Source organism: Natronococcus amylolyticus DSM 10524, assembly GCF_000337675.1.
GTDB lineage: Archaea > Halobacteriota > Halobacteria > Halobacteriales > Natrialbaceae > Natronococcus > Natronococcus amylolyticus.
This window is the reverse complement of the sequence record NZ_AOIB01000031.1, coordinates 267,641-286,116: the sequence shown is the minus strand read 5'-3', so window position 1 is coordinate 286,116 and position 18,476 is coordinate 267,641. Positions and strand designations below refer to the sequence as shown.

At 63.4% G+C, this 18,476-nt stretch carries 23 protein-coding genes and 3 pseudogenes; 16 read left to right on the top strand and 10 right to left on the bottom strand.

Going from position 1 to position 18,476, the window contains the following annotated elements; translation table 11 throughout:
- Positions 1 to 8 precede the first annotated feature (8 nt).
- Complete coding sequence (locus tag C491_RS16665; RefSeq protein WP_241431346.1) at positions 9 to 662, bottom strand: DUF7509 family protein; 654 nt, start codon at positions 660 to 662, stop codon at positions 9 to 11.
- Positions 663 to 793: 131 nt separating this feature from the next.
- Here C491_RS16665 and C491_RS16660 point away from each other — a divergent pair, with 131 nt between their 5' ends.
- The 6 genes and pseudogenes from C491_RS16660 (at position 794) to hepT (ending at position 3,403) form a co-directional block, all read left to right on the top strand.
- Positions 794 to 1,159 carry an ArsR/SmtB family transcription factor gene (locus C491_RS16660; protein ID WP_005558370.1) on the top strand — a complete coding sequence of 122 codons (366 nt, stop codon included), beginning with the start codon at positions 794 to 796 and terminating at the stop codon, positions 1,157 to 1,159.
- Between the two features lie 229 nt (positions 1,160 to 1,388).
- Positions 1,389 to 1,633: pseudogene (locus C491_RS23830) on the top strand (hypothetical protein).
- A gap of 124 nt (positions 1,634 to 1,757) precedes the next feature.
- Entirely contained in the window at positions 1,758 to 1,985 is a 228-nt protein-coding gene (locus tag C491_RS16650; protein ID WP_005558368.1) for an antitoxin VapB family protein, read from the top strand.
- Positions 1,972 to 2,382 carry a type II toxin-antitoxin system VapC family toxin gene (locus C491_RS16645; protein ID WP_005558366.1) on the top strand — a complete coding sequence of 137 codons (411 nt, stop codon included), beginning with the start codon at positions 1,972 to 1,974 and terminating at the stop codon, positions 2,380 to 2,382. Before C491_RS16650 ends, C491_RS16645 begins: the two co-directional genes overlap by 14 nt.
- A gap of 124 nt (positions 2,383 to 2,506) precedes the next feature.
- Positions 2,507 to 3,019 (top strand): nucleotidyltransferase family protein, encoded by a 513-nt coding sequence (locus C491_RS16640; RefSeq protein ID WP_005558365.1) that lies wholly within the window; start codon positions 2,507 to 2,509, stop codon positions 3,017 to 3,019.
- 67 nt (positions 3,020 to 3,086) lie between these two features.
- Positions 3,087 to 3,403, top strand: a pseudogene (gene hepT, locus C491_RS24145) (type VII toxin-antitoxin system HepT family RNase toxin).
- A 169-nt stretch (positions 3,404 to 3,572) separates the two neighbouring features.
- Here the strand turns inward: hepT and C491_RS16630 are convergent.
- From C491_RS16630 to C491_RS16620, 3 genes are all read right to left on the bottom strand, one after another.
- A complete protein-coding gene (locus tag C491_RS16630; RefSeq protein WP_005558363.1) occupies positions 3,573 to 3,947 on the bottom strand; it encodes a MarR family transcriptional regulator in 375 nt (124 codons plus the stop codon).
- A gap of 593 nt (positions 3,948 to 4,540) precedes the next feature.
- On the bottom strand, positions 4,541 to 4,990 hold the full coding sequence (locus tag C491_RS16625) for a DUF2062 domain-containing protein (RefSeq protein ID WP_005558361.1): 450 nt from the start codon (positions 4,988 to 4,990) through the stop codon (positions 4,541 to 4,543).
- Positions 4,991 to 5,128: 138 nt separating this feature from the next.
- Positions 5,129 to 5,449 carry a DUF7344 domain-containing protein gene (locus tag C491_RS16620; RefSeq protein ID WP_005558358.1) on the bottom strand — a complete coding sequence of 107 codons (321 nt, stop codon included), beginning with the start codon at positions 5,447 to 5,449 and terminating at the stop codon, positions 5,129 to 5,131.
- A gap of 472 nt (positions 5,450 to 5,921) precedes the next feature.
- Here C491_RS16620 and C491_RS24035 point away from each other — a divergent pair, with 472 nt between their 5' ends.
- The 5 genes and pseudogenes from C491_RS24035 to C491_RS16600 all read left to right on the top strand — a co-directional run bounded on the left by C491_RS24035 (position 5,922) and on the right by C491_RS16600 (position 8,875).
- Complete coding sequence (locus C491_RS24035; RefSeq protein ID WP_275040018.1) at positions 5,922 to 6,047, top strand: hypothetical protein; 126 nt, start codon at positions 5,922 to 5,924, stop codon at positions 6,045 to 6,047.
- Between the two features lie 152 nt (positions 6,048 to 6,199).
- Positions 6,200 to 6,352 (top strand): hypothetical protein, encoded by a 153-nt coding sequence (locus tag C491_RS23380; RefSeq protein WP_005558354.1) that lies wholly within the window; start codon positions 6,200 to 6,202, stop codon positions 6,350 to 6,352.
- Positions 6,353 to 7,129: 777 nt separating this feature from the next.
- Positions 7,130 to 7,693: a DUF7342 family protein gene (locus C491_RS16610; RefSeq protein WP_005558352.1), complete on the top strand. Its 564-nt coding sequence runs from the start codon at positions 7,130 to 7,132 to the stop codon at positions 7,691 to 7,693.
- Positions 7,690 to 8,126: pseudogene (locus C491_RS16605) on the top strand (hypothetical protein). The gene C491_RS16610 and the pseudogene C491_RS16605 overlap by 4 nt, the downstream one beginning before the upstream one ends.
- 272 nt (positions 8,127 to 8,398) lie before the next feature.
- The gene (locus C491_RS16600) at positions 8,399 to 8,875 is read left to right on the top strand and encodes an FKBP-type peptidyl-prolyl cis-trans isomerase (protein WP_005558350.1); all 477 of its coding nucleotides are present in this window, start codon (positions 8,399 to 8,401) and stop codon (positions 8,873 to 8,875) included.
- Positions 8,876 to 8,953: 78 nt separating this feature from the next.
- On the opposite strand, the gene C491_RS16595 is transcribed toward C491_RS16600, so the two are convergent.
- Complete coding sequence (locus tag C491_RS16595) at positions 8,954 to 10,102, bottom strand: glycosyltransferase family 2 protein (protein ID WP_005558348.1); 1,149 nt, start codon at positions 10,100 to 10,102, stop codon at positions 8,954 to 8,956.
- Positions 10,103 to 10,666: 564 nt separating this feature from the next.
- Entirely contained in the window at positions 10,667 to 11,731 is a 1,065-nt protein-coding gene (locus tag C491_RS16585) for a succinylglutamate desuccinylase/aspartoacylase family protein (RefSeq protein WP_005558344.1), read from the bottom strand.
- A 12-nt stretch (positions 11,732 to 11,743) separates the two neighbouring features.
- Between C491_RS16585 and C491_RS23815 the strand changes: the two genes are divergently transcribed.
- Positions 11,744 to 12,190: a hypothetical protein gene (locus C491_RS23815; RefSeq protein WP_241431345.1), complete on the top strand. Its 447-nt coding sequence runs from the start codon at positions 11,744 to 11,746 to the stop codon at positions 12,188 to 12,190.
- Between the two features lie 111 nt (positions 12,191 to 12,301).
- A complete protein-coding gene (locus tag C491_RS16575; protein ID WP_005558338.1) occupies positions 12,302 to 13,516 on the top strand; it encodes an MFS transporter in 1,215 nt (404 codons plus the stop codon).
- A gap of 306 nt (positions 13,517 to 13,822) precedes the next feature.
- Here C491_RS16575 and C491_RS16570 read toward each other — a convergent pair whose 3' ends face one another.
- Entirely contained in the window at positions 13,823 to 14,074 is a 252-nt protein-coding gene (locus C491_RS16570; protein ID WP_005558336.1) for a hypothetical protein, read from the bottom strand.
- A 311-nt stretch (positions 14,075 to 14,385) separates the two neighbouring features.
- On the bottom strand, positions 14,386 to 14,787 hold the full coding sequence (locus C491_RS16565; RefSeq protein WP_005558335.1) for a ribbon-helix-helix domain-containing protein: 402 nt from the start codon (positions 14,785 to 14,787) through the stop codon (positions 14,386 to 14,388).
- Positions 14,788 to 15,354: 567 nt separating this feature from the next.
- Here C491_RS16565 and C491_RS16560 point away from each other — a divergent pair.
- The 3 genes from C491_RS16560 (at position 15,355) to C491_RS23375 (ending at position 16,479) form a co-directional block, all read left to right on the top strand.
- Entirely contained in the window at positions 15,355 to 15,732 is a 378-nt protein-coding gene (locus C491_RS16560) for a hypothetical protein (protein WP_005558333.1), read from the top strand.
- 111 nt (positions 15,733 to 15,843) lie between these two features.
- Positions 15,844 to 16,128, top strand: a complete 285-nt coding sequence (locus tag C491_RS16555; protein WP_005558331.1) for a HalOD1 output domain-containing protein — start codon at positions 15,844 to 15,846, stop codon at positions 16,126 to 16,128.
- Positions 16,129 to 16,341: 213 nt separating this feature from the next.
- On the top strand, positions 16,342 to 16,479 hold the full coding sequence (locus C491_RS23375) for a hypothetical protein (protein ID WP_169331747.1): 138 nt from the start codon (positions 16,342 to 16,344) through the stop codon (positions 16,477 to 16,479).
- Positions 16,480 to 16,846: 367 nt separating this feature from the next.
- Here C491_RS23375 and C491_RS16550 read toward each other — a convergent pair whose 3' ends face one another.
- The gene (locus C491_RS16550; RefSeq protein ID WP_005558329.1) at positions 16,847 to 17,128 is read right to left on the bottom strand and encodes a HalOD1 output domain-containing protein; all 282 of its coding nucleotides are present in this window, start codon (positions 17,126 to 17,128) and stop codon (positions 16,847 to 16,849) included.
- A complete protein-coding gene (locus C491_RS16545) occupies positions 17,128 to 18,270 on the bottom strand; it encodes a DUF7344 domain-containing protein (protein ID WP_241431344.1) in 1,143 nt (380 codons plus the stop codon). Before C491_RS16545 ends, C491_RS16550 begins: the two co-directional genes overlap by 1 nt.
- Between the last annotated feature and the right edge of the window lie 206 nt (positions 18,271 to 18,476).

Sequence of the window (18,476 nt, the reverse complement as noted above, 5' to 3'; positions counted from 1 at the left end):
AACTCCATCTACTGAGATAGTGGGACGACGTACGACTCGACGAAGGTCGTTATCTTCGACACGAGGTCGTCTTGATCTGCGAAGTAGGAATAGCGGAGACTGTATGCATCATCCATTTCGTCAATCGACGCACTGCTGAACTTCGGATCGTATTTTTTCCCATCACCGTCGTTACGCTCGGCCTCAGCAAAGATGCAAAACGTCTGTGGGTTCCGTGTTCGCTGATCGGAGTCACGTAGATCGAAGTATTCAGGAATTGCCCCTGATTCTGCCCCAACACCGGTTGTGAGCCCGGCTTTCGTGAACACGAAGGCGTTTCCAGCACTGACTTTTGCGAACGCAACGGACTGATCAATAACCGACATTCCGGGCTCTTTCAGCTCCTGTTGTCCGACTTCTGTTTTCGTCGGAATGTCCACGTCGCTCGCGATGAACACTGTTGCAGGCGTTTCCTCAGAGACCTGTTTGGCTATCGCTCTCAGTGTCGTTTCGATCAAATCTGGTTCAGCACCCTCCGACGGAGCAAGCGGGTCCGGTGGGAGGTTGAAATCCCGATTTTGGTAGAGGTAGCCTGGATCGAGAAGTCGGTATGGCCCCATGAGGAGTACAAGACGGTCAGACGGGTCACTATAGGGAATCGACTCACGGATGATATCGTCCACGTCCTGGCCTTCATACGTAGAGAGGGGCTCCATGTACGACTATCAGGAGCCTGCAATAGCTTAAAATCAAATGTATGTTAGATGTCTTAACGGTCATTAAGTATATGCGCGTGTAGCCCGAACTCGAAGATATGACGGAGCGAGAAATCACAGAAACCGAGCGAGGCCCCGCAAAAGAGCGGGTTGAGCAGGAGCTGCTCAACGGAACGCTGAACCTCGAGCGGGAAGTCAACCGGTTTAGTGCGATGGGTGAACAAACTCGCTTCACCATCCTCTATCTTCTCGCTCAGGAAGAGCAGATGGAAAGCGGAGAGTTGGCCGACCAGCTCGGCCGCCACCAGAACGATCTGTATCACCACCTGAACACGCTGGAAGAGGCGGGACTCATCGGGAAGTATAGAGATGGACAGGCTCGAGTGTATGAACTTTCCCCATTAGCAGAAAACCTCGTGAACACTATCTTCGATAGTATCAAAAACCGCGCCCAAGCGGTCTGACGATCTCGTAGGACTGGAAGGATGTCAATTGATTCAGTGGCATGGACCTCAAGGGAAGTGGGGGGTGCGGATCGGAGATACTATCTTGCGGTTGCGAAACGCGACGATCTTAAACTGATCACGGAAGATGGTGCCCTCAAGGACGCAGCGAAGCACCGAGACGTTCCCGTTGGGTCGATCGCCGATCTGTAGTGGTCCTCTCGTTCGAAAACCGACGGCCGGTCTCAGTATCGTCGATCGACTCGAGGAACTTCAGGCGGAGATCCGGCTACGGACGGGGCAAAACGTTACACAACAGCAGCTCCTGACACGTCTCATCGACGACGCCTACGAATCACGCGACGCGGTCATCGATTCTTCCGGGAGACGACCGTCCCGCTCTCGGACGCCGACACGGAGGCCATGCGTCGCGATCGGTTCCAGTCGGGTGTCGAGATCGATGAGACTGATATCGACGACGTACTGTACGGATGACGGTTCTCGTCGACACTGGAGTCCTGGACGCGGATCACGACGTCGACGCGTCCGGACACGATGCTGCCAGTACCGTACTCGAGGCTACGGAAGAATTTTGCGTATGGGTACCCATACACTACCCATGAGCAAGAACATCGCCATCGCCGACGACGTCTACCGCGAACTCGAGCGGGAGAAAGGCGAGCGGAGTTTCAGCGATGTGATCCGCGACCACCTCGAGGACCGCCGCCAGCTTGCCGACGTGACGGGGGCGGGCGTCCTCGATCCTGACACGCAGACGGACGTGAAAGACGATGTCGAGCGACTGAGTCAGGGAACGCTGTCGCGCCTCGACGATGAAACTCTGTGATACGTCAGTCCTCGTCGATATCGACCGCGGCGGGGTCGATGACCGGGTCCGGAAGCTCGACGACGAGGGTCGCCACGCGATCAGTACGGTGACGGTTACCGAACTTCGACTCGGAGTGAACAAACGATACGAGAACGCGGAAGCGCGACAGACGGCCCTCGAGGACCTCGATCGACTGCTCGCCCGGTTCGAGATCGTCGGCGTCAATCGGGCCGTTGCAACCGCTGCGGCCGACCTCATCAGCACGCTGCGAGGGCGGGGCGAACCGCTCCACGACCTCCACGACGTGTACATCGGCGCAACTGCACTGACCGAGCAGCTGCCGGTGCTCACCGCGAACGGAGATCACTTCGAACGGATGGATGACGTGACCGTCGTCGACTGGACGAGCTTTTGACTGGTTCGCCCCGAGGCACCCGTTGCACGTTGTCGACTCGCCAGTTCGCGTTCCAGTGACGTCACGGGATGGCAGCCGTCACCGAAAACTCGAGTTCGTTCGAAGCCCTCGAAACTGCGGTGCCGTGGCCCATAAGCCGTCCCGTGGCGTAGGAGGCGGTATAACGGAGGGTTCGGACCGTGCGCTCGAGGCGGTCGTCGATCTCGAGGGGCTCCGAGCGACGCTCGACGATACCGACGTCCGCTACGCCGTCGTGTTCGGATCGGTCGCCAGCGGAACGGTCTCACCGGCGTCGGATCTCGGTCTCTGTATCCGATTCGCCGAGCCCTGCCCGCGACGCGAGCGCTTTCGACAGCGGAACCGACTCGATGCGGCGGTCCAGTCGGAGACCGATCGATTCGTCGACGTGAGCGATCTCGAAGCGCTTCCGGACACCGTTGCACTGAACGCGCTTCGGGACGGCATCCTCGTCTACGGCGAGGCCGCGACGAAAACAGCGGACGAACGACGCCTCGCACGACGCGTTGCCGACTCGAGCGGCCGACGCGAACGGCGACGACGCGACTTCATCGATCGGCTCGCCGAGGGAGACGTCTGCTGGTCGACGAAGCGGTCGTCATCGACCGGCTCGAGTTGATCAACCAGTATACGAGCGACTGCAAGGAGATGCGGGCGTCTCCAGAGCGGAGTATCTCGACGATTTCGTGTTGCAGCGGGCAGTTGAACGATCCTTGATGAACGCCGTTCAGTCCTGTATCGATCTTGCGAGCCATATTCGGGCGACAGAGGATCTCGGAACTGCCGAGACGTCACGCGAAGAAATCGAAGCGGTCGTCGAGGCTGGGATCATCGCTTCAGACACAGGCGAGAAGCTGTCCGAAGCAGCGGCTTTCGAAACCACCTCGCGCATCGCTACGGCACCATCGACCACGACCTTGTATACGACGTGTTACAGGAGAATCTCGAATGGATCGATCGATTCCAGCAAGAGATCGCGACGTGGCTTCGAGACCGGAAATAGACGGAGGGCACTTCGGTCTCGACTATCAGGACAACCCAGAAGCGACGGCGAAACGGACGGCCGTCGTGGTTTGAAATGATGAGCCACGGACGCGCTGCCTCGTCACCCTTGTACGGATCGACGCCGTACACGACGTCGCCCGGTTCGTAGATCGGGGTCTCCCGCTCGGTCACGCCTCATCATCCGTGAGACTCGGATGTGGCTCGTCGGGTGCATGCTCCTCCCACGCCTCGCGATCCTCCTCGCCGAACTGCTCGTTGAGCAGTGCCGTCGTGCGAGCGTATCCGTCGTGATCCGCGAGTCGCTGCTCGTTCGTCGTAATCGCCCAGTACTGTCCCTTGTGCTCGAGGAGATCGCGGCTCTTCAGACGGGAAAGAGCAGTGCTCACGACACCGTCGTCGAGCTCGGTTCGACGCGCGATCTCGGACGCCTTGAACGCCCGCTCCTCGTTCGCAGCGAGAAAACCGAGGACGTGGTCGGTGCTCGACAGTTCCTGGAGTTCGTCCTCGCTCGAGCGCTCGAACGTCTCCCTGTCGATCGACATACGCGTAGATAGTGTACGGGCTGTTATACCTGTTACTCTCGAAAGCACTGTGATAGTAGCGCGGTCATTACGACAAGCACCGGGACGGACACTGAATACTACATCCCTCACTACCACTTTCCGAGCTGTCGACGTAGACGTGCTACACAGCTGGCGGTTCTCGGTCCGTGCACGGATCATGAACACGCCGGTCGCCGTTTCGGAAGCATCGATGGGAGAGTGGATTTCGTGTGCTTTCAATTCGGATATCGGGTGAACAGCGGTCAGCTCGAGGAAAATCGTCGGGATATGTGAGGTCGAGAAAGCAGACGAAACAGACGAACACCGGTTTGAAAGAAGACGGATGACTGCATGACAACACTCTGGCCGAGTCGCCAAAGCACACGAAATCTACTCTCCCGCGAGTGACAACCGGATCGCCGATCGGGTGTTCCTCGAGGACGCCCCGCACCCTCGAGACGCCCCGATCGACGAACCCAACCTCGAGGAGCGCCTCGCGAGCCACACCGGCGACCGACTCGAGCCGACGTTGTCTCGCCGACGCAGTAGCGCCTCGAGCGCCGAGTCCGTCAGCGGATCGAGGTGCTGGCGTGTCACAATCGACGCCGACGAACGGCGTGTGCGGTCCGATAGGCGACGGCGTAGCCGACGATCATCAAGGCAACCGCAAGGATGACGTTCCCGACGAGCAGCCGCACGAGCACGTCCGCGCCGGCATCGAGTCCAATATCGACGTTGGAGGAACCTGAAACCGGCCCGAGCAGCTGGATCCCGATGAGCAAACTCCCCGCGTAGACGCCGCTTTTCACCAGCGGGTTCAGGACCGCGACGGCGGCGACGAACGCGATCTTGTTGGCCCAGACGAACCGATGGCTGGCCCACGCGAGCACCGGCAGCCCGGTGCCGAGGGTCGGCAGTGCCGTGACGAAGATCCCGAGGGCGAAGCTACTCGCGATCCACTGCGGGGGGTGATCCTCAGTGAACGCCACCCGGAACGCGCTCCGGACGCGGAGTACCGGGCGCGTGACCCAGCTGGAATTCATTACGGTGGTCGCCTGAACGACACTGAGCTACAAAGCCCTGTGCACTGTTAGAGCCGGACGCGACGTGATGGCTCGAGGAGGGGGCCAAGCCCCTCGCGACCCACCGCGTATCTCGATCGCCGCACCCGAACTCGTCGCCTACGAATCGAGCGGGATCGTCCGCTTTCGCGTCGGGTCGGTCAGATACGGCTCGAGGTCGGAGACCTCCTTCAGGACGACCTCGCCGCTCGCGCGGTCGTACGCGAGCACGCCGTGGTCGGCCAGCCGCGGGAGGTGGTTGTGGACCAGCCGAAGCTCGGCGCGCTCGCGCTCGAGTTCGTCGGCGTGGTTTTGCCGGCGAGCGGCGAGCTGGTCGGCCAGGATGCCCACCGTGGAGCGGCCATCGTTCTCGAGCAGCTCCGTGAGGATATGCTGGCGGTCCGTGTCAGCCAGGATGGCGAACGCCTCGTGGGTGTCCATACCCGTCCTGGGGACAACGCGGGCAAAAGGTCCGCTCCAAAACACATGGGACCCGTCAGCGAGACGATTCACCTCGCGATCAGGTCCGCCACCGCAGCGCCGACCGGCTCACCCGATGGGTCGGTCGTGGCGGTCCGTCTCGGAGGGAGCCGTGTCGGCAAACGGGCGCTCGAGAGGGCGGTGGCGCCGGCGAACGCACCGTTTCCGTTCGTCTTCAGCGGAACTACCGCTGTCTGACCACGAGGAGTCCCGCGGTTCGTGAAACGGACCGATCCGCAGCTTCGACGGACTCCTGGTCTGGATCGACGAGCCGAACCGGTCTCGAGGTTCGGGTGGCACCGAAACGGACTCCTCGAGGTACTTCATAGCACCTGTGTGTCGACACCTGCTGCAGCGTGCGGCGGGCGAGTCGTGGTGAGGTAGCCCTATCCACCAGGTCTAAGTGTGCCACTACCTAGCATGGGGGCGTAGTATGACACTCCCTCCCGTCCGCACGGACAAATCGGCGTTCGACCGCGTCCGAGAGGCGATCCTCAACCGCGAGGATCCAACCGAGAACGACGCGCCGACGGGACCCGGCTCCCCCACACCCGGCTGAGCGGGACCTGAATCGAGACCCGATGGCTCGGTTTTATATTCCCATTTTCCGGACGGATTCCGACTCGAGCGCTCGACACCGACCCCTCGCTCGTTCTCATCGCCCGGAATCATGCCATGCTGTTACAACGGTCCCCGAGAAACGAACGCGAAATGAACGAGGCGATCCCTGCCCAGTGTCCCGACTGTGGCACGACGGAGCTGAACCTCGCCCGCGTCCCGCCGACCGACCACGACCGCGGCCAGGAGTGGGTGGTCCACGCGACGTGCGAGCGCTGTGACGAGTACACCCAGTGGTTCGAGTGAGTCTCGGCCACTTCGACGACACCGGTCCGATCTCCGTTCCGCGTTCGACCGTCGACAGCTCATCGTTCGCATCGATCGCCGAACGACGGCTCGAGACGGTTGCCACTCACCTGTTTTCGATACCGATCCCGAACCCCCACGCACGATGACCGCCTCACAGCAGGCAACCCAGAAACGACAGCGAAACGGACAGTCGGAGACGGCGATCTATGACACGTTTCCAAACGACCGCTTCTGCCTGCCGAAGCCAGGTCGCCCGGTCGTACCGTCTCGAGGCGTACACTAAAGCCTACATGTTTCGTCGAAGGTTGTGAGAGTCGAGGACGTGGACGAACACGCGAACGGGGACGGACCGAGAGACGGCTTCGACCGTTCGGGTCTCGGATCCGTCTCTCCCGGTATCGCCCTGCGGTAGTGGGCGGCACGACGAGTCCGACTCGATCCGGTGCTCGTCCTCGAGCGTCGGGAAGAACTCGAGCGACCGAGCAATGAAGCACGGGGGTAGTGTCCGCTCCCGCCGGGACTCGCTTCGTCTACGATCGCGGCCCGTCTTGAGTGCGAAACCCCGCTGAGTGAACGACGTGACCGAGGGCGAAGCGACGACACCGCCGTCGACCGTGCTCGAGGTCCCCCTCGAAAGCGGACACGGAGGACCAAAGACTCGCCTGACAGAGCGGGATCACTGATCCAATACTCATTTCGAAGCCTCGCATCGACCAGTGGACGGAATAATCCGCCCCGGAAAGAGTTATTCCGTTTCGGTCCGAGAGGATGAGCATGAAGGAACCGCGTTCCGAACGGCGAACGGATGCCGAGCCACCGGAGTTCGACGCTCTGGTCCCCCTCGACGAACTCGTCCGCGGGGAGCGAACGCGGGACGACTTCTTCGACGCGGTGCTCGGACTCGAGACCCCGGCCACGGTCGGAGAGGTGGCGGAGCGGGCTGGTCACGGCGTGGATGCAGCCAGGGAGTATCTCGAGTGGTTCGACCGAATGGGAATAGTCACGCGTGTTACCGAGTCGCCCGCGACGTACGAACGCAACCGGGCGTACCTGAACTGGCGACGCGTACAGCACCTTCGGGACGAGTACTCGAGCGAAGAACTCCTCGAGTTTCTGCGGGCGGAAACGGAGCGTGCCGAAGGGATCGCCGAGGCGTTCGACGGAGCGTCGCCCGACGAAATCTCGATCGCGGACCACGCGTCCGAAACGGGACAGTCGGTCGAGGACGTCTGGGAGCAGATTACCGACTGGAAGACGGCTCGTCGCCGGATCGCGCTTCTCGAGCGAGCACTAACGAACGAATCCGGCGACGCTGCCGATCAGCAGCCCGCGGTATGACCGACGAGGACGAAGCGATCGCGCCCGACTCCGTCGCTGGCGCGCCGATCGATTTCGACCGACTCGAGCTCATCGAGAAGCGGCTTTCGACCGACGAACGGTTCGCACGGATAGACAAACGACCCGATTTCGCGCCCGATCGGCTCGTCTGTCGCTACGAGCAGCGGTTCTATCCGAATAGCGTTCGAGCGGCTCGTCTGGAGATCGTCTGGTTCGAAAACGGGGATTTTTCGCTTCACTACCACGAAGACCATACCAACGGGACGTTCGATCATCGGTGGGATCGCCATCCGTCCGATCACAACGCCCGTGACCACGTCCGCCCCGGACCGAACGCACCGACGCCCGGTGATGACGCGTCTCACCCAGCAGACTGGCGAGACGTCCTCTCGAGGAGATCGAAGATCGACAGCGGGCCTTCTGGAAGCGGTAGCCGACGAGTCGGAACGAGACGATCGGATCCGTTCTCGTCCTCGTAGTGTCTCGAGACGCCCCTCGAGGCCGACAGCCGGCCTCGAGAGTCGACCCGGCGACATCGCGACGACGATCCGACCACCGCGGGCGGGGCGTTCGGGGTGTCGACTCTACCTCGAGCCCTCTCCATCCACCTCGAGCCACCACTCTCTCGAGCCCGTCACCCGTACTCGTCGACCGCGATCGACTCGGCGTCGAGTCCTTTATCCGCTCCAGCACCGACGACTACCCATGTCGATCGAAACCGGCGACTCGGTCACCATCGAGTACACGGCCCGGTTCGCCGACGGCCCCGTGTTCGATACGACGGACGAACAGGTCGCCGAGGAGACGGGGCTGGTCGAGCACCTCCCCGACCGCGAGTTCGAGCCGCTGACCTTCGAGGTCGGCGATAGCGAGCTCATCGAGGGGGTCACCGACGCGCTCGTCGGAATGGACGAGGGCGAACAGCAGACGGTCACGATCCCGCCGGAGAAGGCCTACGGCGAGCGACGCGACGACCGGGTTATCGAACACAACACCGTCGAGTTCGACCAGATGCTCGAGTCGGAGGGGCGCTCCCTCGAGATGGGGACCCGGATCGAGACCAAAGACGGCAGCGTCGGCGAGGTCACACATATCGATCCGGAGATCGTCCGCATCGATTTCAACCACGAACTGGCGGGCGAGACCCTCGAGTTCGACCTCGAAGTCCTCAAGATCCACTGAGTCCCTCGAGGGCACATCCGGAGCAAAACGACGAATCCGAGAGCTCGACGAGCCCGACCGAACCGAGAAACGGACGCGCTACTCGCTCGAGGACGCCAACCGAGTGAGCCAGCCGACGATCGCTACGACACTTAGCAGCGCCGCGCCGAGCGTTCCGTAGAACAGCGCCGGTCGGCGCTCGGGCATTGATCTGGCCAGAAACAGCGCGACGCTGAGGCCGTGGTGGACCGGGTTCAGCGTCTGGCCGTCGACGTCCTCGTACCGGACGTCGATCGGACGCTCGGTGATCTCGAGTTCGGCGTCCTGGGCGTCCATGATGAGCTCGCTCTCGACGCCCATCCCGGTCGTCTCGATCGAGAGCGTCTCGACGGCGTCCCGCGAGAACGCGCGAAAGCCGCTCTGGGTGTCCGAGAGCTTCGTTCCGCTCGAGCCGAACGTGAGGTAGTCGAGCACCTGCTGGCCGACGCGTCGGTACCCCGGCGTCTCGTCCTCGTCGGCCTCGAGGTATCGGCTGCCGATGACCATGTCGGCGCCGGCCGCCTCGACGGGTTCGACGACCGTCGGGATCTCCTCCGGGAGGTGTTGGCCGTCGCCGTCGAGGATCACGAGCGAGTCGCAGTCGGTCGTTCGGACGTACTCGAACAGCGTCCGCAACGCCGTCCCCTTCCCCTGGTTGTGCTCGTGCTCGAGCAGCGTCGCGTCGGTTTCGGCGACGACCTCGACGGTGTCGTCGCTGCTCCCGTCGTCGACGACGACGACCTCGGCGGCGAACTCGGCCGCCTGCTCGACGATAGCCTCGACACTGGCCCCTTCGTTGTACGCCGGAATTCCAATCAGACGGTCGGAGTCGGCCGATGACGCCGTGGTGACGGCCTCGGTGCTGAACGACGACGACGCGATGCTCCGACGGCGGCTCGCGTCGAGATCGACCCGGTCGCCGCTTCCCGTGACGACGAGTCCGTCACAGCCGTCGGTCTCGGCGGCCGAAGCCAGCTTCGATTGCCGACTCTCGCCGTCGTCGGGGGACTCGAGCACGGTGGCTCCCAGCTCCTCGAGGGAGGAAACGAGGTCGGCCTCAAGGCCCGTGTCGAGAACGAAGACGGCGTAGTTGCTGGCGCGTGCTCGGGAGACGGTCCCGAGCGAGAACCGACCGTCGTCGGGAATCAGTCCGAGACCGAGCTGTGCTTCTGTGGACGCTATCGGTGAGTGCTGTTGTGGGGTGATCATTGGGTGAACGAGATGTGCTCTGCGTCGGCTGCCGGGTGTCGGAACGATCGCTCCGAGACAGTCGGCTGGCCGTACCGCGGTTTCGTGAGACTTTCGACGGCGGTAAAGCGGCTCTCGACCCCGAGACCCGATCGGAACGCGAGCCGGATGCGTGCGGGTCGATTTTGTATGCCGCTGTACACTTTCTCTCGGAGCCCATTTTCTGCACAACCGGTAAATAATTACTGCTTTAATTGATCAGTGCTGCATCATAGTTGTATTTCTACCATCGTTTTGTTGGTACACTACAAAAATAACTGGATAAGATATATCTCAATATAACCTACTATTTACGATGTCTGACACTCGAGATGGTCGCCGGTCCCGCTCCTCCCGCCGCAGGGGGCGGGCCCGGACACCGCGCTTGCGGAGCCACGTAGACGGGCCGGACGGCAGAATCGACGGAGTCGGCTACGGATGGGGAGCAGCGACGAAGCTGTGGGGTGGAAGCCGTCCGCGATGTGGACGTCGAATCGCGGTCCTCGAGGCCGGAGCGACTCGAGATCCGCGCGGCCGTCCTCGGTACTACGTGTCCCGGCGAAAGTCCTGATCGTGAACGCGGTAGCCGTCGAACTCCCCCGATTCGATCTCCCGCGTGATCACGTCGTGGGTCTCGCGGTCGATCTCGACGATGTGACAGAGCGGGTGTCCCGGAAGCGCGACCGGGTTCTCCCTGAAGCCGACGAGCAGTCCCGTGAAGGGTGCCGGAACGGTTCGCTGCTCGAGTTCGAAGTGGTCGGTGATCGTACAGATCGGGTCCCCCTCATGGACGAGCGGGTACGGCCCCCACTGCATCTCGACGAGTCCGCCCACGTCGGCGCGCAACCACCGCTTTGCAGTCTCCGAGTCCCCGGTAACGTACCAGCTCGGGTGGGTGGGCTCCCGTTCCGGGAGGAGGTCAAACTCGGAGAGCACGTTCGCGACGCCCCGAACGGCGCGCTCGATGAGGTGGGGTTGGAACTGCTGGGCGCGGCCCATCTCGACCGTGATCGTCGGGACGCCGTCGTTCGTCGCCGTTGTCCGGATCGACCCCGTCGCGCCCTCGCCGTACAGCACCACGTTCGCACCGAACGCTTCCGCGAGGCGGTCGACTGTCGGATCCTTCAGATCGGCGCGGACGTGGTACATCGTCGTTCGGTTTCGCGTGGAGGTGTGGAAGTCGATACCGAGATCGCAGGGTTCGATGAACCGATCGTAGATCTGCTTGGCCATCCGGCTGGCCGTGTTTCCGTTCGCGAGACCGGGAAACGAGCGGTTGAGGTCGAGATCGTAGATCGGGACGTACCGCGTTTGTGCCTTGTATCCCGGAACGTTCACGACGTGTACGCACACGAGCGTCCCGCGGAGCTCGGCCGGGTCGTACTGCGTGGCGACCTTCTGAATCACCTTCACCCCGTTGAGTTCGTCGCCGTGGACCGCCGCCGTGAGGAAGAGCCGCGGCCCCTTCTGTTCGCCGTTGATAACCGTGACCGGGACGGCGACCGAATCGCCGAGGTACGTTTCGCCGACCTCGTATCGGAAGTGGGCTTTCTCGCCGGGCTCGACACAGCCGTCGCCGTAGTCGAACGGGACACCGTTTGAGTCTGCCATGGGAGAAACTCGATGTCTGACACGAAAGCCACACCGGTCGGGGAGGGGACGACCGTACACACCTCGAACTCGGCCAACTGCATCTCGCCGGGAACGAACGGGACTCGAAGCGACCGCATCGGTGCCGAAAGGGCGGGCATCGACCTCTCACTGTACTGGCTGTGCCCTCAACCGCCCTCGGCTGCTCGTTTCGGTCGGATGACCCTTCGAAGCGAAACGGCCGACGCCGACGACGATGTCGCAGAAACGCTCGAGAAAACGCCGCCGTCGTCCGGAGATCCGGTGACGGTCGCGGCCGCGCTGTCGGTCATGTACTCGTGGTACCTGTTCTACCTGAAAGAGGACAGGCGGGCGGGCCCGTTCGTCGGCCTGTGGGCGCCGACGCTGCTCGGTGCCGTGGCGTACTTCCAGCAGAAGGGACTGTACGCGACACTCGAGAACGGTCTCACGTTCGCCTGAGGCGGCTCCGCGGCACCGGTTCGGCGTCCGATACTGTTGTCGAGCGGTGAGCGCCGAGTCGGCAAAACGGATAGTACAAGTGCCAGCCCCAAGCTGGTCGGAGTAGATCCGATGGACGCCTCCGGGATCCGTCCCAAAACGCGGTTCGCCGAGTGCTGGAGCGAGCAGTACACCCTGCTGTCGATGTGTATTGGGTCCTACTTTGCGGTTCGATTCGCACAGGTCAGTATCAGCCCCGTCGTTCCGCTTCTGCTCGAGTCGTTTACCGTCTCTCGGGGGACGATCGGCCTCGCGCTGACCGGGATGTGGGTCGGGTACGCCCTCGCACAGCTGCCGAGTGGCGTCCTCGCCGACAGGTTCGGCGAACGGCGGCTGATCCTCGCTGCGCTGGTGATCACGGTCGGTGCGACGCTCGGGCTGGCGGCTTCGCCGAGCGTTCTCCTCTTCGGCGTGGCGGCGGCTGCGCTTGGTGTCGGTGCCGGGACGTACTACAACCCGGCGACGGCGCTGTTGACCCGGGAGTTCGACGGGATCGGGGGCGTGATCGGGACGCATCGAATCGGCGGACAGCTCGCCGGCGTGATCGCGCCCGTCGTCACCGCAGCCGTCGCCGTCCGGTACGGCTGGCGACCGGCGCTCGGGCTGGGGGCCTCCCTCTCCGTCGTCGCCGCAGCTTTCCTCTGGAGGCGACCCTCGACTGCGCCGAGTCGCCCCGACGCGTCCCTCCGTGAGCTGTTCGCCTCGAAAACGCTCCTCGAGCTACTGGCGCGGTCGCACGTCCGGAACACGACGTTCATGATGGCGCTCGTCGAGTTCGTCGGCCTGGCGGCGATGTCGTTTCTCCCCGTGTTGCTCGTCGAGCACTTCGAGCTGTCGCTCGGACGCGCGAACCTGCTTTTCGCCGTGTTCTTCGCGGTCTCCGCGATCAGTCAACCGCTTGGCGGACGGCTGTCCGATCGGATCGGCCGCGACACGACGATCGGGATTCTGATGACGGCTGGTGTGCTCGGCTACGGCGCCCTCGCCACCGGCGGGACACTGGCCGTCGCGGCTCCGGCCGTCGTCCTCGCTGGAGTGGCGACGAGTGCCACGACGGTGGTCCAGTCCAGGATCCTCGACGAACTGAGCGAGACGAACCGCGGGACCGGGTTCGGACTGTTCCGAACGACGTACCTGCTGATCGGTGCGGCGGGGACAACGGTAGTTGGAATCACGGCGGATACGGCCGGATGGGCGGCGGCGGCTGGTCTGCTCGCAGCGCTTCTCGCCGCGGTCCTCGGTTTCGTCCTCTTCGCTCGATACGCCGAGTCCGCCGCTCGTCGGTGACTCAGTCTCGTCCGAACCGCGAGTAGTGGATTACCCACCAAAGCGGAGAACGGGACGTCGATACGTACTGTCGTTAGACTGTCAAAGCCATCGTGACGGATCTCGGTGACAGCTCGCTCTCGAGCGTCTCCGGCTGTACGGTCCGTTCACGGACCCCCGCTCGAGCCCGTCACTGGGGGTCGATCACGCCGTGGGCCTCGAAACACGCTCCTTTCGAACCGGCGTCGAACCACGGGATTCGGCGAGAACTGGCCGCTCGAGCACGGGAGCCCCTCGACGCCGACCCTGCCGCCGACTCGTGGGCGTTCAGCGACGAGTATCGTTCGAGTGGTCCTCGGATCTGAGGCCGATCTGTCCCGGATGGAACTCGATGGTCGCGCCCTCGGGAACCTGCTCGGTGATGACGTCGTCATCCTGGAGCAGGCGGACGACGTCGTTGTCGGTCTGGTAGAAGGCGATCGTTTCGTCCGAGATCCCAGCCGCTTTCCGCAGTACCGTGATCGTCGTGTTCTCCCCCACCAGAATCTCTTCCCCGTTGACGATGACGGACTGTGGCATACGACGTGTGAAACGCCTGTCAAGTAAAACGTTTCTATTGCATGTCACTACTCGAGAGTGGCCGAAACAGAAGCAGAGTCCGTGACAACACGCTCCGGAGGAGGGGGACGAGTTCAGAACAACGAGAACGGTATCGCGGAAGCGGTCGGACCTGAGAGCGACGAGAACGATGCCGGGAAACGATCGAACTGGACTCGAGGAGACGACACACTGTACCGAGTTAGACCCAGTGTCGGGCTTCACCGCCCGGGCAGTTCGTCGAATCGACGCCGCCGACGGTACTCCTACCGACTGCAACGGCGCGTCCCGTCTCACTCGCTGCGAACCCGGTTCGGCGTCGCTCCCTCGACGATCAGGTCCAGCAACATCGCCTTCGGACTCGAGGGCGGGTACCGCGTATCGATCAACTCCCGTGCCGTCTCGAGGTCGCCCCGGACCGCACACTGTCGGACGCGACCCGCCGTTCGCAGGAAGTCCGACGAATCGGCCTCGTCGATGTACTCGGTTGCCTCGGGGACGGTCGGACCGAGCGCCTCCCCTCTGATCTCGTCGAACTCCTCCAAGAGCGGGTCGTACTCGTCTTCGAGATGGGTCAGCAGGTACTCCACGGCGAAGCGCTGGAACTCCGATTTGTTCGCGAACGCCCCCTCGTCGATGTGCTGCTGGACGATCTCGAGGACCTCCTCGGGGAACCGGACCGTCGATTTGACCATAGTGTCACACGTTGCGAACGAGTAGTATATCTTTGGGGGGTGACGTGCTCCCACGACTTTAGTCGTGGGCTTCCCACCCGGTGTTGGCCGGGCAGGTCAATCCTGAAGGTTGGGAATCTAAGCTTTGTGACCGACGACACTGGCTCCGCCACGAAGCCGGTACTCGTACCCCGTGTGGGGCTTCGAGGTATCTTGTTTTGTGTCGGTCGGCGCGGTCGGCTCACTTGTTTGATNTTTTCCGCGCACAACGACCGTTACGGTCGGTTGACCAATCAAGCTCACGGCGCGTATCCCACGACTGAAGTCGTGGGTTTTGCGCCTGCTTCACGCTATAACACGCAGCCCCGTCCGCCGAGGAGTCGGACGCCGGCGATGCAACCGTTGTCTCGAGCGCTCGAGGGCACTCGTCCCGGTTTCCGCGAGGGAGGGCCACGACGCGTCACACGGGCGTCTGACTGAGATTGATGAGCGTCGCGCGTGATGGGTACGCTATGACACCCTCCAGACACCCAACCGAACCGACCAGCCACGACCGCCCGCGACCCGGTCCGCGGAGGCGGTGACCCGATGCTGTCGACGCGACCCCGGACGCTGCTGTCGCGGGGAACGGCCGTCGCGACCCGGAACCGAACCTGGCCGGCGTACGTACTCGCCGTCGTGATGCCCGGTGCGGGACACCTCTACGCCGGCCACTGGCGGCGCGGACTCGTCTGGGCCGTGCTGTGTGTCGCCGCCCTCGCGTTCCTCAGCACGGGCGCGATACTCGTCGAGCGCACGGCCGCGGAGCCGTTCCTCCTCACCGCGCTTCGCCTCGAGCACGCCGGCTTCGCGGACGTCGCGTTCCCGCTGGCCGTGCTCGTCCTCAGCGTCGTCGACCTGTACGGGCTCGGCGGGCTCGAGGACGCCGCGGTCGACGCCCCGCTCGCGAACCGAACGCAGCCGTAGCCAGGGCGAGCAAGCACGGCGGCGAGCCCGCAACGTCGAATACGACCTTCCTGTTCTCACCGCGAGCATGTCTGACTGAAGTTCAAGTGCTCGGTCGAGGTGGGAACTGGTATGGCCCCTGCAGAACTCGGCGTCGAGATCGCACGACGGATCGCCGCCCGTGAGGGTGTCGATGCGACTGCCCTGGATCCGCCGTTGCACGCGGTGATCGACGTTGATGCCCTCGAGTCTCTGGTTCACCCGCGACCGGACGAGCGCACCGACTTCACCGGCGTCGTCTCGTTCGCCTACGGCGACTACACGGTCACCGTCGACGGAACGGGGTCCGTCTCGATCACCCCGGCAGAGGACGCGGATCCGAACCCCGATCGACAGTTCGAGTACAATCCGCAGTAAGGCACACGGTCGTCCTACCGCCGTTCTCACGGCTCGTTCCTCCAACCACTACCGAGCGATATCGTCCGCCCTCGAGACCGATCGGCCCTCGAGGACCGGCTGTCGCCCTCGGTATGCACTACCCCGCTATACTTTCACAATAACGATTGTTTGTTTCGGTTTCTGCTAACTATTATTCCGAATATGTAAATAGCCCCGGGCCCAAACGAGTGTATGAACGATGCTGACCCCCGAGACGCCATGACGGACGTGCCGGTCGACACCGCCGAACCCCCGCTTCACCTCCCCGGAACGCCGACGACCTCGTTCGCGAGGACGCTCGAGCGCCTGTACAGCCGCTTCCTCCGCTGAGCTGAACGCGACGCACTCGATACCGACGACAGAGTCACGTCACTCGACTCCCATCGCATCGACGAAACGACAGCCACGCGGGCTCTTCCGGGCCGATAACCGAGAACGACGAGCGGTGCCGGTCGCGGACGACCGTGTGCTGTCGGTTCTCGAGTACCCGACGCTGTGAGCGGACCTTCCGGGGCTACGCCGTCGACCAGTCCCTTACCTCTGCTATCGACCAGTCTCTTACCCACTCCTCCGTAGCTCGAGCGATCCCCAAACGGGACGGTCGCCGTCGCTCGTCCCCGAGTGACCCGTCGTCCCGGTCGACACGAAGGTGGCCCTCGAGCCTCCTCACCCGACGAGCGAACGCGATCCGCCGCCGTCACCCGGCGTCGCACTCGAGCGCGCGGGCCCGAACGGCGTCGCTCGTTACCGTGATCGTGTAGCCGGCGTACTCGAAGGAGACGTGGTCGGTCGCGGTCGTGCCGATGAACGCGGCGTCTAAGGCCTCTGGGTCGATCGTTTCCGCAAGTGACGGGAGCTCCGGTGGCGGGCAGTCCTCCAGTACGGCGACGACCGACCAGACGCCGCGGCTCGGAGATTCGTCGGGGGCCAACTGGTACTCGTGTGCCGCCGCCGAGGGGGACCGATCGGTGTCGCTCATCAGAAGGGGATCTCCTCGAGGAAGTCCGCGCTCTGTTCGTCGAGGTGATCCAGGCGTGAACCCAGCAGCTCGCGGACCAGCATGACGAGGGCGTTGTCCTCGCCGGCACCCGTGATCGCGGTCTCGTTCTGAATCCCGTGGTCGTTGTGTTTGCTGAGCGTGCCGAGCATAATCGCTTCCCGGTCGGCGAAGAGCAGTCGGCCGACCTTCTCGCGCTCAGGCGAGATATTCATCCAGTCGCGCTGGGGTTCCCACAGCGTGACGCCGGGTACCTGCTCGCGGACCCGATCCCGGATCGCCTGGGTCTGCGTGCCGACGTAGACGTCGACGCCGCGGTCGACGGCGTCCTGCAGACACCGGAGACACGCCGCCTCGATGAGGTCCTCGTCGGTGTACAGCAGGAACAGCTCGTCGTCGGCGTACTCACAGAGTGCGCGGCAGTGCTCGATCACGTTCGCGCGCCCATCGAGTCGCCAGATGTCCTGTGAGGGCTCGGCGACCGAGAGGACCGCTCGCGGCGTCTCGGGAAGGTGTAGATCGAACCACTCGGTGTCCTCGATGAGGGGGTGGCCGCAGTAGCTGACGGCGCCGCTTCGAGCGTCGTACGAGACGAGGCCGGCCGCCGCGAGCTTCGGAAGGTGGACGTGATGGAGGGCCGCACAGCAGTCCTCGACCGGATCGGCATCGGCGGTCTCGACCGTTTCGGTACCGGGTTCCCGCTCGACGACCGCGCGAGCGAGGGCGACTCGTGACAGCGCCGTGTCGTAGTCGGCGAGCACCGACAGAGCGATGCGCCGTCGGCGGTGAACAAGTGCCCCGAGGACTTCGTCCCAGTCGACTCCGTCCGTCTCGACGATGCGCTCGAGCGTCGGGTTCTGCAGCGCCGGGTGTGTCGAGACCGCGACGGCGTTCGTCTCGGCGTCCCAGTCGATCAGTCCCGCTTCCTCGAGTACCGGAAGGTGAGTCTGCCGGAGGGAGACGCGCCACTCCGCCAGTTCGTCCTCGGTGACGTCGAGCAGTCGCTTCTCCGCGTCCGCGGCGGCGAGGTGAACGGCTACCTCCTCGTCGGAGATCGGCTCGGTTCGGTTTCGGAGGAGCTGCAGGACGGCCCGACGCCGTCCGTCGCGTAACGCGTATAGCACATCGTTCGTTTGCTCGCCTCGCATTCTTGTTGATAGCTTGTCGAGTCAGGAGCTGATAAAACTCCCGGTAATAGCCATCTACTGGCCAGTATCGGAACGTATTCGTTCCTGATACGTTCACGGCCCGACGACGAGCGCGGAATCGATCGACGAGGACGGCGACACGCGCCCCCGCGCGAGCAACGCCTCTCGGCTTCGGCGCCGTA